The sequence below is a fragment of the Pseudomonas sp. S10E 269 genome (genome assembly GCF_002798465.1).
GTDB classification, from domain to species: Bacteria; Pseudomonadota; Gammaproteobacteria; order Pseudomonadales; family Pseudomonadaceae; genus Aquipseudomonas; species Aquipseudomonas pergaminensis.
Genome location: NZ_PHIJ01000001.1, coordinates 6,172,351 through 6,186,469, shown reverse-complemented (window position 1 = coordinate 6,186,469; position 14,119 = coordinate 6,172,351). Strand labels below are relative to the sequence as shown.

12 protein-coding genes are annotated in these 14,119 nt (G+C 62.5%); 6 read left to right on the top strand and 6 right to left on the bottom strand.

Annotated elements, in window-relative coordinates:
• Positions 1–161 precede the first annotated feature (161 nt).
• Positions 162–818 carry a hypothetical protein gene (locus tag CWC48_RS28680; RefSeq protein ID WP_256581767.1) on the top strand — a complete coding sequence of 219 codons (657 nt, stop codon included), beginning with the start codon at positions 162–164 and terminating at the stop codon, positions 816–818.
• Positions 819–841: 23 nt separating this feature from the next.
• On the opposite strand, the gene CWC48_RS28675 is transcribed toward CWC48_RS28680, so the two are convergent.
• The gene (locus tag CWC48_RS28675) at positions 842–1,384 is read right to left on the bottom strand and encodes a thioesterase family protein (protein ID WP_100490985.1); all 543 of its coding nucleotides are present in this window, start codon (positions 1,382–1,384) and stop codon (positions 842–844) included.
• A gap of 108 nt (positions 1,385–1,492) precedes the next feature.
• On the opposite strand from CWC48_RS28675, the gene CWC48_RS28670 reads away from it, so the two are divergent.
• Positions 1,493–2,452 carry a GlxA family transcriptional regulator gene (locus tag CWC48_RS28670; protein WP_100490984.1) on the top strand — a complete coding sequence of 320 codons (960 nt, stop codon included), beginning with the start codon at positions 1,493–1,495 and terminating at the stop codon, positions 2,450–2,452.
• 170 nt (positions 2,453–2,622) lie between these two features.
• Here the strand turns inward: CWC48_RS28670 and CWC48_RS28665 are convergent, their stop codons facing one another.
• The gene (locus CWC48_RS28665; RefSeq protein WP_068934315.1) at positions 2,623–3,087 is read right to left on the bottom strand and encodes a hypothetical protein; all 465 of its coding nucleotides are present in this window, start codon (positions 3,085–3,087) and stop codon (positions 2,623–2,625) included.
• Positions 3,088–3,233: 146 nt separating this feature from the next.
• Positions 3,234–3,956, bottom strand: coding sequence for a pirin family protein (locus CWC48_RS28660; RefSeq protein ID WP_078048007.1), 723 nt, complete (start codon positions 3,954–3,956; stop codon positions 3,234–3,236).
• Positions 3,957–4,136: 180 nt separating this feature from the next.
• Between CWC48_RS28660 and CWC48_RS28655 the strand changes: the two genes are divergently transcribed.
• Together CWC48_RS28655 and CWC48_RS28650 are read left to right on the top strand one after the other, a co-directional pair.
• On the top strand, positions 4,137–5,087 hold the full coding sequence (locus CWC48_RS28655) for a GlxA family transcriptional regulator (protein ID WP_078048008.1): 951 nt from the start codon (positions 4,137–4,139) through the stop codon (positions 5,085–5,087).
• 95 nt (positions 5,088–5,182) lie between these two features.
• On the top strand, positions 5,183–6,706 hold the full coding sequence (locus tag CWC48_RS28650; RefSeq protein ID WP_100490983.1) for a winged helix-turn-helix domain-containing protein: 1,524 nt from the start codon (positions 5,183–5,185) through the stop codon (positions 6,704–6,706).
• Here CWC48_RS28650 and CWC48_RS28645 read toward each other — a convergent pair.
• The gene (locus tag CWC48_RS28645; RefSeq protein ID WP_100490982.1) at positions 6,653–9,415 is read right to left on the bottom strand and encodes a winged helix-turn-helix domain-containing protein; all 2,763 of its coding nucleotides are present in this window, start codon (positions 9,413–9,415) and stop codon (positions 6,653–6,655) included. The two genes, CWC48_RS28650 and CWC48_RS28645, sit on opposite strands and share 54 nt — an antisense overlap.
• A 58-nt stretch (positions 9,416–9,473) precedes the next feature.
• The gene (locus tag CWC48_RS28640; protein WP_078048011.1) at positions 9,474–9,872 is read right to left on the bottom strand and encodes a helix-turn-helix domain-containing protein; all 399 of its coding nucleotides are present in this window, start codon (positions 9,870–9,872) and stop codon (positions 9,474–9,476) included.
• Positions 9,873–10,076: 204 nt separating this feature from the next.
• Between CWC48_RS28640 and CWC48_RS28635 the strand changes: the two genes are divergently transcribed.
• On the top strand, positions 10,077–10,985 hold the full coding sequence (locus CWC48_RS28635) for a LysR family transcriptional regulator (protein WP_100490981.1): 909 nt from the start codon (positions 10,077–10,079) through the stop codon (positions 10,983–10,985).
• A gap of 385 nt (positions 10,986–11,370) precedes the next feature.
• Positions 11,371–11,808, top strand: coding sequence for a carboxymuconolactone decarboxylase family protein (locus CWC48_RS28630; RefSeq protein ID WP_078048013.1), 438 nt, complete (start codon positions 11,371–11,373; stop codon positions 11,806–11,808).
• A gap of 3 nt (positions 11,809–11,811) precedes the next feature.
• On the opposite strand, the gene CWC48_RS28625 is transcribed toward CWC48_RS28630, so the two are convergent.
• The gene (locus tag CWC48_RS28625; protein ID WP_100490980.1) at positions 11,812–13,965 is read right to left on the bottom strand and encodes a TonB-dependent siderophore receptor; all 2,154 of its coding nucleotides are present in this window, start codon (positions 13,963–13,965) and stop codon (positions 11,812–11,814) included.
• Positions 13,966–14,119: the final 154 nt, after the last annotated feature.

The following is a 14,119-nucleotide window of genomic DNA, read 5'->3' as shown; positions in this document are numbered from 1 at the left end:
AGGGCTGTAAAATGCCGATTGGTTCTAACCTAATTATTAAAATATCGAATCTTTGCTTTGTTGGTGTATCAGTAATTTGCATTTTTATCGCCTTCAGCTGGCGCCGGGTTGCCCAAGGCTGACCGGAGATAACGTTGTGTTTTCCCCTGCGCTGAGGTCTGATGGGCGCCGAAACGGGCACGCCAGGTTGGGGATGTATGCGGGCAGAACTTGCGCACTATGGCGGTATCACCGTCATGATTCCGGCCGCCATCATCATTGCGGTGTGGCTGAGGTATTCCAACCCTTGGGCACTGCGCGCCTGGGTAATCACTGTTGGCGTGACCTATTCGATTGTTGCCTTCAGCAAGTTGCTGTTTAAAGGTTGGGGCTTATCGTTCGAGCCTTTGGGTATTGCCGTATTAAGCGGACATGCCATGAATACCTGCCTGATGCTGACCGTGGGACTCAGCCTGTTGGCGCGCCAGTTCAATCCGGTACTCCGTTGGCCGGCAGCCGGGGCAGGGTTATTGGCGAGTGCCTGGTTCAGTGCTTATTGCGTCGCGCCTTACATCCATCCGCTGAACGAAGCCTTGGCCGGTGCGACGCTGGGCGCGGTGGCGGCGATTGCTTTTCTGTGGCGAATTGAACGCGCCGACGTCAAGGTGTCCCCCTCGTTTATCGGCGGCGGACTGGTGGTGTTACTGGTCTGCGCGCTGGTGCCAAAATACAACGCCGAGTTGCTGCTCAACCGTGTCGCGATCACGTTGTCGGGTGCTGAACACGCCCATCAAGCGCCTTCCTGGCGGGTGGATGCGGCGCATGGAAAGGTTGAGTAAGCGGCAACTCACATAAGCGCTTCTCAAACCTGCTCCTCACCCCGCAACTGCACACTCATGTCATCACAGCTTTGCGCCCAGTCGCTGAGCCATTGCGGCATCGGGGGTGACACGTCGTCCAAGCCCAGTTCACGCACAAACTCCGCCGGAGGCAGGGTGCCTTTTGCCGACCGGAACAGCCCGCGCATCACCACCACGCCGACCACCCGGCCCTTACTGACAAAGCGGTGCTCCATGAGGCTCCACTTGTCGTCCCAGCCGAGCATGCGGGTGTGCACCTCGAACACTTCGAACAGTTTCAATTCACGACGGAACTTGCCCCAGGTATCGCCCACGATGGGCAGCGCCTTGTTGCGCAATGCCACGCGAAAGGCGCCGGTGCGCAGCACGAAATCCATCCGTGCAATGTCGGCCAGGGAAAAGTAGCGGCCGTTGGTGACGTGCCGGTTGATATCCAGGTCCAGCGGCCAGACGCGCATGCGCACTACCGTGGTTGCCAGGCCATGGGCAGGCTTGCGCCAGGGGCGCCGGGACAGCATGAAGAGCAAGCGAAACCAGAGATTCATAAAAACGCCAGGCAGTTGATCAGTGGCTGCACTGTAAAGAGCTGGAATCAGCTAAGGTAGGTGCGCAAATGACTTATTACATGCGAAAAGCGCAAGCGAGTTCCTTTCATGCACATTACCTTGCTCCTGGCTGACCGTTGCTCCGCTGCCAGCGCCACCCTGGCGCTGGAGATGCTGAACGCGGCCAACCTGTTTGCCGACACGCCACCCTTCGACATCATGGTCGCTTCCCTGGACGGCCAGCCGGTGGAGGCCTGGGGCGGCCAGCGTTTGCAGGTGGATCGCTCGGTGGCGCAGGTCGCCCAGACCGACCTGGTACTGATCCCAGGCTTTCTGTTCACCTTGAAAGAGGCCTTGCCGGCCTTTCCTGCCTACGCCCCCTGGTTGCGTGAGCAACATGCTCACGGCGCAGTCCTGGCTTCGATGTGCACGGCGGCCTTTCTGTTGGCGGAGTCCGGTGTGCTACAAGGCCTGCGCGCCACGACCCATTGGGCGTTTGCCGAGCTGTTTCGACGCCGCTATGCGGACGTGAGCCTGGATTATGGGCAGATTCTCTGCGAAGAAAACCGCGTGATCACCAGTGGCGGCGCGAGTGCGGCGATGGACTTGGTGTTGCACCTGATCCGCCGTTTTGGCGCGCCGGAACTGGCCCACACCTGCGGCAAATACCTGCTGATCGATACTGTGCGCAGCGAGCAGTCGGTGTACGCCATGTGGTCGCTGCCCAAAAACCATGGTGACGGCGAGATCCTGCGGGTGCAGCATTGGCTGGAGCAGCATTTTGCCGAGGCGCTGGTGATTGATGAGGTGGCCCGGCGTTTCGGTTTTGGCGTGCGCAACTTCAAGCGGCGCTTCAAGGAGGCCACCGATTACACGCCGATTGCCTACCTGCAAACCCTGCGCCTGGAACGGGCCAAGCACATGCTTGAGTCAACCCGCATGACGTTGGAAAGCATCACCTACGCGGTCGGCTACGAAGACAGCAATTCATTCCGCCGCCTGTTCCAGCAACGCGTGGGCCTGTTGCCGGCGGCGTATCGCAAGAAATTCCTCGCCCGTGCGGTTTGATTCAGCGGTGTAACACACGCTGGAAATCGTGCAGCAGGTGCATGTACGCATCGAAGCGCGGCAGCTGATCGGCGAGGCGGTGTTGTGGGTAGACCGCGAGCTGGATTAACCACAGGCGAAAAAAAACCGGCTGATCAGGCCGGTTTGGGGTTCCCGCAAGCAGCGCGGGGTTATACGTTGTTGCCTTGCAGGCGATCAGCACCGCCTTCGGCCAGGCCACGTTCTTGCAGACGATCAGCACCGCCTTCGGCCAGGCCACGTTCTTGCAGACGATCAGCACCGCCTTCGGCCAGGCCACGTTCTTGCAGACGATCAGCACCGCCTTCGGCCAGACCACGTTCCTGCAGGCGATCAGCACCGCCTTCGGCCAAGCCACGTTCCTGCAGACGATCAGCACCGCCTTCAGCCAGGCCACGTTCCTGCAGGCGATCAGCGCCACCTTCGGCAACACGGCGTTCCAGCAGGCGGTCCGAACCATTTTCGGCAACGCGGTTACCTTGCAGGCGGTCCGAGCCGCCCTCTGCGACGCGACTTTCGATCAGGCGATCCGAACCGCCTTCAGCAACGACAGGATGGGCAAAAGCATTTGCAGCGAGTACCGAGAAAGCGAGGCTAAGCAAGATTTGGCGTTTCATGAGAGTGTGCTCCGAGTGTTTTAGTTTGGGTTGTTGCTGGTATGGGTTTGATGTTACGCGTTGCATTTTTTAAGAGAACTTCATTGGGCTGATGGTGACTATCGACGCCAGCGATGGCTCGTTGTGGCGAGCCATCGCCGGGGCAGTCATGGCATCTGCGGCAGTTCCTGTGGGCGCAGGTCGAATACCAGCACCTCGGCATCGTCACCGTGGCCCAGGCGGATCTGTTGCTCATCCCGCACGCGGGCGCCGTCGCCTTCCTGCAAGCGTTGGCCGTTGATTTCAACGCTGCCCCGGGCCACATGGATGTACACATGGCGATCGGGCGGCAGGTCCAGGGTGGCGGCTTCGTCACCGTTGAACAGGCCGGCATACACCCGGGCGTCCTGGCGCACGCTGAGTGAGCCGTCGTGGCCATCCGGCGAGATGATCAACTGCAAGCGCCCACGTTTCTGCGCGTCAGTGAAGTGCTCTTGCTGATAGCGCGGCTCAGCGCCGGCCACGGCTGGCACGATCCAGATCTGCAGGAAGTGCACGCCACGGGTCTGGCTGTGGTTGAACTCGCTGTGGGCCACGCCGCTGCCGGCGCTCATCAGTTGCACATCGCCAGGGCGGATCACTGAGCCAGTGCCCAGGGTGTCCTTGTGTTCCAAGGCGCCTTCGAGCACATAGGAGAAGATCTCCATGTCGCGGTGCGGGTGCTGGCCAAAGCCTTTGCCGGCCGCGACGCGGTCGTCATTGATCACCAGCAGGTCGGAAAACCCCTGTTCATTGGGGTTCCAGTAGTTGGCGAACGAGAAGGTGTGGAACGACTTCAACCAACCGTGATTGGCGGCGCCGCGTTCGGAAGCTTTGCGAAGGGTCAGCATGGTCTTGTCCTCAAGTGGGAGCGGGCTGCGAAATGCAGGGCTCCTGCGTTGAGAAGAAGGTTAATGGTTACTGGAAAATTCATTAAGAATATGAAATCTGAATAACTGTCCCCTTTAAGTTGACAGTCGCGGACGTGCCATAATGCCTGCCGCATTCCTTCTCGATGGACCTTCCCCGATATGAAAACCGTGGCCATGGCGCTGTTTCCGGACTTCCTCCTGCTCGACATGGCTGGGCCGCTCGAAGTGTTTTCGATTGCCAACCGCTACCTGCCGGCGGCGGAGCATTACCGGATCCTCACCCTCGGCACCGAGCCCGGCCCGCTGCGCGCTTCCAATGGCGTGGCGGTACAGGCCGACCTGTTGCTGGACCAAGCCCAGGACGCCTACGACCTGCTGCTGGTACCTGGTGGTCCCGGGGCCTATAACGAATGCCACCCCGCGTTGTTGCCCTGGCTCAAGGCGGCAGCCCCACGGGCGCGGCGCTTCGGTTCTATCTGCACCGGGGCGTTCGTGCTGGGGCATGCCGGCCTGCTGGACAATCACCGCGTGACCACCCACTGGCACTACACCGAGCGGTTGATCAAGGCGTTTCCCAAGGCCATTGTCGAGACCGACCGCATCTATCTGCAGGACGGGCGGTTGATCACCTCGGGTGGCGTCACGGCCGGTATCGACCTGGCGCTGTCGGTGGTGGCCCAGGACCACGGCAAGCAAGTCGCGGTGGACGTGGCCAAGGTGTTGCTGGTGGTGATGAAGCGTCAGGGCGGGCAGGCCCAGTTCAGCCCAATGACAGCGGCGGTTGCCCCCCAGGAAACGGCGATCACCCGTGTGCAGAACCATGTGCTCGAACATCTGTGCGAACCCTTCACCATCGAGTCCATGGCCGCGTTGGCCGGCATGAGCGCACGGCATTTTGCGCGGCTGTTCGCCAAAGAGGTGCAGATGACGCCCATGGCGTTCCTGCAAGGTGCGCGCATCGACCGCGCCCGGCAGTTGCTCGAAACCACCGACCTGCCGCTCAAGACCGTGGCGTTCCACGCAGGTTTTGGCAGCGTGCGGCATATGCGCTTTTTGTTCAGCGAGAAACTGGGCCTCAACCCGACTCAATACCGACAACAGTTCAGTTAACGACAGAATGTCCGTCTCGGGCACCCGAATGTCCGTGTCGCTCCCCGTGCCAGCATTGTCCTGTCATCCCCAGGTGGCAAGATAGCGTCAGGCCCATGGAAAAGGATGCGCAGACGCCCAAGGCCGGGCGTTTCAGCGCTTTTACACGCATGAATAACCCTCAGGCGATTGACGTTGATGGCACGCTGCGCTTCGGCGCTTATGTCTTTCACCGGCAACAACGGCTGGTCAGCAAGTCTGGCTGGCCGGTGCCTTTGGGTGGACGTGCGCTGGATATCCTCACGGTGCTGCTCGAAACGCCTGGGCAATTCATCAGTAAGGCGACCCTGATCGAGCGGGTCTGGCCGCACAGTGTGGTGGAAGAAAACAACCTGCGCGTGCACATCGCTGCGCTGCGCCGTGCCCTCGATGGGCAGCGCTATATCCTCAACGACCCCCAGCGTGGCTATTGTTTCGCGGCCAAGCTGCAGGGCGGGCTGCCCGCCACGCAGCCCCGGCACAACCTCAGCGCACGGCTCAGCGCGGTGATGGGCTGCGACGCGCTGCTGGGCGTGTTGGTGCGGCGTTTGTCCGGGCAACAATTGATGACCCTCACCGGCTGCGCAGGCGTCGGCAAGAGCACCCTCGCCCTGGCGTTGGCCGAACGCGTGTTGCCGCGCTACCGGGATGGCGTGTGGTGGGTCGACCTGGCCACTGTCGAGGCGCCAGTGGCCATGCTGCGCCACCTGGCCACGGCCTTGCACCTGGAGCCCATCGCCAGTGCCACTGAGCTGGGCCGGCAATTGGCGTCCCGCCAGCTCCTGCTGGTACTGGATGGTGCCGACCTGCTGCTCGGCGCCTGCCGGCACCTGGTGGCCGTGCTGCGCGAAAAAGCGCCGCAGGTCAGCGTACTGGTCAGCAGCCGTGAAGCCCTGCAGGTCGCGGGTGAGTGGGTGCAACGCGTACCCCGGCTGGCAGTGCCTGTGCCGTCGGCGCTGGGCAGTGTTGAGCAGGCGTTGGCGTATCCGGCGGTGCAGTTGTTTGTGGCGCGGGCGAGGGCGGGTCAGCAGGGGTTCGTGCTGCGGCCCCAGGACCTGGCGCCGCTGCGCGATATTTGCCGGCGCCTTGATGGCATTCCCTTGGCCCTTGAACTGGCGGCCGCCCAAGTCGATGCCCTTGGCGTGCGCGGCTTGCAACAGCAACTGAGCAAGGGCCTACACGTGCTGACCCGCGGTCGGCGCACCGCGGTGGAACGCCATCGATCCCTGACGGCCGCCCTGGACTGGACCTACCAGCGCCTGAGCCTGCCGGAGCGTTGGCTGTTCCTGCAGTTGAGTTTATTCAAGATGGCCGTGACCTTGCCCACCTTGAGCGAGCTGGTCAGCGGGACTGAATTGGAACACGCCGACCTGGCCTATCTGCTCGGGCGCCTGGTGAATACCTCGCTGCTAAGCCTTGAGCCCGGACCGGGCCTTGCACGCTACCGCCTGCTCAACTGCGTGCGCTGCTATGCCCTGGCGCAGCTGCGTGACCCGGTGCAGGTGGCGCGCTTGCAGCAGGGCTATGGGCATTACCTGGTGCCGTTTTCAGGCCGGCCGTTTGTCCTGCAACTCGTCGAGCAGGCGGCGTACACGGACTAGGTCCTGGGTGGCAAAACCTTCGGTGTACCGCGCGTAAATCGAGCCCAGCAAGTCCCGCGCTGCCAGCAGGCGGCCTTGGGACTGCCATAAACCTGCCAATGACGTCGCACAGCGCAATTCCCAGGCCAGCGCGCCTTGCTGGTGCGCCAGGCCCAGGGCCTCCAGCAACAGCGCTTCGGCTGCGCGCTCATCGGTCAGGGTGTCGGCGCGTACCCGCAGGATTTCCGCGGTGCACCAGCCCGCGTCGCCCGCACGGGCCCGTTCGAAACCTGGCGTGTCCACCGCGTGGGAACCCAGTGTGACCAGAATGTCTTCGATCAACCCCAGGCCTTGCAGGTCCTTGTGCCCAAGGATGCCCGCATAGTGGCCTGCCCAGGTCTGGAATAGCTGCACCGAATGCTTGTGGGCATGTTCCAACAGCAACGCCTGCAGGGTCTGGGCGCTGTCTTCGTCACCGTTGTAACGGGCGATGACCACGCCCGCCAGCGCGAGGGTGTAGCAGATGGAGGTGCCATGGTTGATCTGCTGCGCCAATTCCAGCGCCTGGCTGGCGGTGCGCCAGGCCTGCTCGGGAAAGCCTTGCAGCCACAGGATGCGCGCCAGCACCGTGAGCGAGGCGACACTCTGGTCGTATTGCACACCGATGCCGTGGGCAAACCGGTTGAGGTGGCCGCTGTGCGCCATGCGTTGGATCACTTGCTCGGCATTGTGCCGGGCGAGTGCCTGGTTGCCGTTGTAATGCTGGGCCAGTACGCGCAGGCGCTGAGCACTGATGTCCAGTTGCGGGTCGGTGCGTGGGTCCAGGCGATCAAACTGCACGCTTTGCGCCAGCGCTTGGCGATACTGGCCAGCGCACAGGTTCACCGCCATATGCCCGGAGACCGCACGCAACTGCCCCGCGACGTCCTCGCGCGCCTCGGCCAAGCGCCGCGCACTGACGAACGCGGCGATGGTCTGCGGGGCACCGCCCATGGCGTGATAGGACAGGCTGCCCAGCGCCAATTGCAATTGCATCGTCAAGCGGGGGCAGGGCGAGATAGCCTGGTCCATCAACGCCAGCGCCTTGTCCACGTATAAACGGTGTTCCCTGAGCAACGACAACTCTTGCCACAGCGGCATTGCGCTGACCGTCAAACGGATCGCCAGCAGGTGTTCGCCGCCTTGCGCGAGCCCCCAGTCAAGGGCCGAGCGGACATCTTCACGCAGCGGCGCGTAACGGTCGATCCAGGATTGGGTGGCGACCAACTCCCAATCGTCGCGCGCCTGTTCCATCAGCGCCAGGCAGCGCTCGGCGTGACGCTCGCGAGTGGCGTCCAGTTCGTGGGCGACGCTGAGCTTTTCCAGGGCATAGGTGCGGGTGACGTCCAGCAGGCGGTAGACCATCTCGTCATCACCGGCTTCCACATTGAGCAACGACTTGGCGACCAATTGCGTGATCGAGCCCAGCACCTCGGTCGGCGCGACCTGTTCCCCGGCAATCACCGCCGCCGCGCTGGCCAGGCTGAACCCCCCGCGAAACACCGCCAGGCGACGCAGGCAGATCTGTTCGCAGGCGGTGAGCAGCTCAAAGCTCCAGTCCAGCGTGGCCCGCAGGGTTTGATGGCGGGGCAGGGCACTGCGCCGGCCACGGGTCAGCAAGCGGAAGTTGTCTTCCATTTGCACCAGCAGCCCCGGCAGGCCGAAGCGCTCGATCTGCGCCGCCACCAACTCGATGGCCAGGGGAATGCCGTCCAGGCGCTGGCAGATATCGATCGCCAGCGGCAGTTCGGCGTCGCTCAGTTCAAAGCTGTCCTGGTGAGACATGGCCCGCTCGATCAGCAATTGCAGGGCCGGATAGCCCAACGCCTGGGCGCGGTTGCCGCTGGCGGGCGGGCAGGCCAGCGGCTCCAGGCGCTGCACGTACTCACCTTCGGCACGTAATGCCTCGCGGCTGGTCGCCAGGATGTGCAGCCTCGGCGCGTGGCGCAGCAGGGTTTCGCTGATCAGGGCGATGTCGTCCAACAGGTGCTCGCAGTTGTCGATCACCAGCAGCACCTGGCGTTCCTGCAGGCTGCGGGCAAACGTGACCAGGGGCTCATGCTCGGTGTGGGTGAGGTCGAGCAGGGCGGCCAGATTGGGCAGGATCATCGACGGCGCGCTCAGCGGCGCCAGGTCCAGCAGGCGAATGCCGTCGCGGTAATGCCCGATCAGCAGTTCTGCCACCCGCAGCGCGACAGTGGTCTTGCCGATTCCGCCGGCGCCGGTGAGGGTGATAAAGCGCTGTTCGGGCAGTTGCTGCACCAGGCTGTCGATCAGGGCCTGGCGGCCGAGCATCCGGGTACGGCGCAGCGGCAGGTTGTGGCACGTGCCTTGGGGGGCGCCCTCGGTGGGTAGCGTCATCGGTTCGATGCTCAGTGGCGCAACAAAACTGTAGCCGCGCTGGGCGACAGTGACAATATAGCGCTGCCCGGCCTGGCCATCGCCCAGCGCCTTGCGCAACGCGGCCATATGCACCCGCAGGTTGCCGTCTTCCACCACGCTTTTGGGCCACACCCGGGCGATCAGTTCCTGTTTGCTCACCACATTGCCGGCCTGTTCGAGCAGGATCAGCAGGATATCCACGGCGCGCCGCCCCAGGCGCAACGGACGACCGGCCTCCAGCACCAGGCGTTGGCGCGGGTGGATGCGGTAGGGACCGAAATGCACGGCCTGGTCGTCGGGGTCACTCATGGGAGGCCATGCTCGGGAAGAGGGGAGCGGCCAGCATATTCCAGGTACGCACCGACCACTAGGCCGCGATCACTTGGGGCTTTTGGCGCGAGTGGTGATTTCGCCAGGTCATGGGGTTGACGCCTTCGCTGCGGGTGAACATATGGCAGAAGTGCGCCTGGTCGCAAAACCCGCATTCCAGGCTGATTTGCGTCAGGCTCAGGGTGGAACTGGCGATCAGTTCCTTGGCCCGCTGGATGCGCTGTTGGCGGATCCACTCCTGCGGCGACAGCCCGGTGGTGCACTTGAACGCACGGGAAAAATGGCTGCGCGACAACGCGCAGGCCTGGGCCAGGTCGGCAATCACCAGGCTTTCGCCCAGGTTGGCCAGGATCAGTTGCTTGGCGATACGCTCGCGCCGGGGGCATAGGCCACCGGAAGCGGACAAACGAGGGGCATATTGCTCGAGTCGGGCCATGACAAATATCCGCAGTCGATGGGAGCGTTCCCGGTGAATGGATGCAGTGTAGACGTGGCTAATCTTGTTGCCGGACCGTCCGGCTGACGAGTTAATCGTTGTTAATTTCGCCAGGTACCGGCGTGGAAAAGACAGCACAGACGTGCAATCCGGCCAGGGTCTGGCGTGCTTATCTGTGGGCTTGCCTACTGTTTGGATACCGCCATGAACCGCAACGACCTGCGCCGCGTCGACATGAACCTGCTGGTGATTTTCGAAGCGCTGATGTTCGAGAAGAACCTGACCCGGGTCGCCGAAAAGCTCTTCATGGGCCAACCGGCGGTGAGTGCGGCATTGGGCCGTCTGCGCGACCTGTTCGACGACCCGCTGCTGCTGCGTAATGGGCGCGGCATGGAGCCCACGCCACGCGCGGTGGCGATACTCAAGGAGTTGCAACCGGCCATGGACACCATTTCCGGTGCGGTCAGCCGTGCCAAGGATTTCGACCCTTCCACCAGTTGCGCGGTGTTTCGCATTGGCCTTTCGGACGACGCTGAATTTGGCCTGTTCCCACCGTTGCTCAGCCAACTGCGCGAAGAGGCACCGGGGATCATCGTGGTGGTGCGTCGGGCCAATTACTTGCTGATGTCGTCGCTGCTGGCCAGTGGTGAAATTACGGTCGGGGTGAGCTATACCACTGAGTTGCCGGCGAATGCCAAGCGCAAGAAGTTGCGGGACATTCCGTGCAAGGTCTTGCGTGGGGACGACGGCACCGAGCCGCTGACGCTGGATGACTACTGTGAGCGGCCCCATGCGATGGTGTCGTTTTCGGGGGACCTGAGTGGCAACATCGATCTGGACCTGGCCCGGATTGGCCGGGCACGCCGGGTGGTGTTGGCGGTGCCGCAGTTCAGTGGGTTGCGGGCGTTGTTGGCGGGCACGCAGATTATTGCGACGGTGCCGGATTATGCGGCGTGTGCGTTGACGGATGGCACTTCGTTACGGGCGCAGGATCCGCCGTTTGCGATTGAGGAGGCGCAGTTGTCGATGGTGTGGAGTGGGGTGCATGACAATGATCCGGCGGAGCGGTGGTTGAGGGCTCGGATTGGGGAGCATATGGCTCGGGTGGTTTGATTGGGGGCAGCTAACCCGGGTTACCCACGGATTCAAGCCTGCGTTCGGGCAGCGTGTTTAACGCGGCGGACTTAGAGCCGACCGGTTGCATACTGTCGACCTCGGTCAACCTGTAGGAGCCGGCTTGCCGGCGATGGCATCACCCGGGTGTGCCTGCTGTACCGAGTCGCCTGTATCGCCGGCCAGCCAGCTCCTACACGTATCTGCCTTTGATTCAAGCACTCAGGCCGCCGTGCTTTGATCTTAGGCAGCCCCCCAAATAACGGATATGTACCCAACCAGCCCAACTCAATTGGTCACCCATTCTTACCCCAAATTGGATATTCCTCCTCCAAGCGCCGATGACTAACCTAGCCATCAATCCCCACTGCCTTGGAGCATCACCATGCAAACCCGTACCGATTTCTACACCGCCTCCCCAGACGCCATGAAAGCCATGCTCGCCCTGGAAGCCGCCGTCGGCAAACTCTCCATCGAGCTGCCACTGCTGGAACTGGTACGCCTGCGGGTATCGCAGATCAACGGCTGCGCCTTCTGCCTCGACATGCACACCGCCGACGCCCGCAAGGGCGGCGAGACCGAACGCCGCCTGTACACCGTGTCAGCCTGGCGCGAAACACCGTTCTTCACCCCACGTGAACGCGCTGCACTGGCGTGGGCCGAAAGCCTGACCCTGATCAGCCACACCCACGCGCCCGACGAAGACTTCAACGCACTGGCCGCCGAATTCAGCGCCCAGGAGCAGGTCGACCTCAGCGTGGCAATCGCCACCATCAACAGCTGGAACCGCCTGGCCGTGGGTTTCCGCAAGATGCCGAAGTAAGCCTCAGAAATTCACCGAGGCACTCAGGCGCGCCGTCAATGGCGCGCCCTGGAACAGGTAGTCATCGCCCAAGTACTCGCCCGCGTCGCGCCAGTAGCGCTTGTCGAACAGGTTGTCGACGCTCAGGCGAAACACCGTCTCATAGCCGTTCACCTGGGTGGTGTAGCGGCTGCCCACGTTCACCACCGCGTAATCCCCCACCTCCACATTGCCGCTGCGATTGGCGTACTTCTTGGCGCTGTATTGCACACCGCCCAGCACCGCCAGGCCATTCACCCACGGCAACGCGTAGTCGGCGTACAGGCTGGCGCGCAATTTGGGCACGTTGATCGCCTGGTGACCTTCGTAGTCCGCGGTACCACTTCCGGTCACGCGTGCGCGAATCGCCGCGACGCTGGTGGCGATTTGCAGACGCTCGGTGGCCCAGCCGTTGGCCGACAGTTCCAGACCGGTGTTTTTCTGCTCGCCCTGTTGCACATAGTCGAATGTGCCAGCGGTATTCGGTTTGGCGTACTGGTACGCCTGGCGGGTCTGGAACACGGCGGCGGCAAAGCTGATGCGGCGCCAGTCGTATTTCACCCCGGCTTCGATTTGACGTGAGGTGGTGGGCGCCAGGGTTTCGCCGTCGTTGGTGGTTGTCCACGGCGCCTGGCCGCCCAGGGACAGGCCTTTGTTGTAGCTGGTGTAGAGCGAGATATTTTCGACCGGCTTATAGATCAACGACGCCTGCGGCAGGAACACGTATTGCTGGGTGTGGCGTACCTGGGCGCCAGAGGTGCCGTCGAAGGCTTTTTCGTCCAGGCGCACTTCGCGGCCACCGAGGATGGTTTGCCATTGCTCGTTGAGGCGGATGCGGTCGGTGACGAACAGGCCGTACTGGCGACTGTCGAGGTTGCGATGGCTGTCGTTCAGCGGCTTGTCGGTGGGGGTGAAGGTTGGGGCGTCGACGTTGATGTTGGTGCTGCCGATGTATTCGTTGACCGACTTTCGCTTGTCGACCACTCGGCGAAAAGCGCTGGTGCCAAAGGTCAGTTCATGGCCCAGGTTGCCCGTGTTGAACAGCCCGGTCATGGCTGCCTGCACTTCGTCGTCGCGGCGGGTGTCGTCGGGGCTGCGGTAGTCGTAGACGTCATAGTCGCCGGTGGGGCTGAAGAAGGCGGTGCCGCAATCGGCCACGTAGAAGCAACCATAGGCAAACGAACTGTAGTCATCGATCACCACCTTGCTGCGCGCTGCGCTCACGCTGCCTTTCCACTGATCATTGAAGCGGTATTCAAACTTGCCGTTGAGGTTCAGCGAGTCGATACCCACTTGCCTGGACCCACTCTGGTGGCCCAGCAATTTCTTCGGCGAGGCATCGTGTGGCACCTCGGTGCCGCCCAGCAGTTGGTAGCCCGGCACCGAGCGTTGCTGTTTGTCCTGGTATTCGGCGTCCAGTTGCAATACGGCATCGGGGCTGATGTTCCAGTCAAAGGCCAGGGACACAAAATCGCGCTGGCCATTGGCGTGTTCCACATAGGAATTGAGGTCTTCATGGGCCACATTGGCGCGCAGGCCGAACTGTTGCTCGCTGCCAAACCAGCCGCCGACGTCGGTTGCGATATAGCCGCTGCCGCGATCGTCGGTGGAGACGGTCACCGAACGCACATCTTCCGGGCGCTTGGTCACGTAGTTGATCACGCCGCTCGGCTCGGAAATTCCGCTCTGCAGGCCCGCCAGGCCCTTGAGCACTTCCACCTGCTGCTTGTTTTCCAGGGCAACGTTCTGCTCGCCGGTGATGGTGCGCCCATTGATCTTGTAGCTGCTGGCCGCATTCAGCGAAAAGCCGCGCACCACAAAGTTTTCGTAGTAACCGATGGGCGCATAGCTGTCGCCCACCGAGGCGTCGTTGCGCAGCACTTCACTGAGCAGGCGCGCCTGCTGGTCCTTGATCAGTGCGGCGTTGATCACGCTGATCGAGGCCGGCGTATCGAGCAGCGGCGTATCGTCGAAGCCGCCCACCGAAGCGGTTTCACTGCGGTAGCCGGACTCATCCTGGCCTTGGACCTTGACCGCCGGCAGTTCGATTTCAGCCGCCAGGCTGTTGCCGATGCCGCCGCTGAGCAGCAGACCGAGGGCGAAACGTGAGGTGACGACGGGACGAAAACGCAAAACCATGGGGGCAGGGCCTTAAAGCGCGGGCGGGGGGCGCATAAGCTAGGCATAAGTGCGCACTTTTACAAGAATGATTCGCACCTTGAGACATCCCGTCTCAGGCCGCATGCCAATCCATGTGCACCTCGACAGCCCGCAGCGCACCTGCGATAGACAA

Coding starts and splice junctions, on each gene's coding strand:
- CWC48_RS28680 (WP_256581767.1), top strand. CDS start 162: ATGGGCGCCGAAACGGGCACGCCAGGTTGGGGATGTATGCGGGCAGAA.
- CWC48_RS28675 (WP_100490985.1), bottom strand. CDS start 1,384: ATGAATCTCTGGTTTCGCTTGCTCTTCATGCTGTCCCGGCGCCCCTGG.
- CWC48_RS28670 (WP_100490984.1), top strand. CDS start 1,493: ATGCACATTACCTTGCTCCTGGCTGACCGTTGCTCCGCTGCCAGCGCC.
- CWC48_RS28665 (WP_068934315.1), bottom strand. CDS start 3,087: ATGAAACGCCAAATCTTGCTTAGCCTCGCTTTCTCGGTACTCGCTGCA.
- CWC48_RS28660 (WP_078048007.1), bottom strand. CDS start 3,956: ATGCTGACCCTTCGCAAAGCTTCCGAACGCGGCGCCGCCAATCACGGT.
- CWC48_RS28655 (WP_078048008.1), top strand. CDS start 4,137: ATGAAAACCGTGGCCATGGCGCTGTTTCCGGACTTCCTCCTGCTCGAC.
- CWC48_RS28650 (WP_100490983.1), top strand. CDS start 5,183: ATGGAAAAGGATGCGCAGACGCCCAAGGCCGGGCGTTTCAGCGCTTTT.
- CWC48_RS28645 (WP_100490982.1), bottom strand. CDS start 9,415: ATGAGTGACCCCGACGACCAGGCCGTGCATTTCGGTCCCTACCGCATC.
- CWC48_RS28640 (WP_078048011.1), bottom strand. CDS start 9,872: ATGGCCCGACTCGAGCAATATGCCCCTCGTTTGTCCGCTTCCGGTGGC.
- CWC48_RS28635 (WP_100490981.1), top strand. CDS start 10,077: ATGAACCGCAACGACCTGCGCCGCGTCGACATGAACCTGCTGGTGATT.
- CWC48_RS28630 (WP_078048013.1), top strand. CDS start 11,371: ATGCAAACCCGTACCGATTTCTACACCGCCTCCCCAGACGCCATGAAA.
- CWC48_RS28625 (WP_100490980.1), bottom strand. CDS start 13,965: ATGGTTTTGCGTTTTCGTCCCGTCGTCACCTCACGTTTCGCCCTCGGT.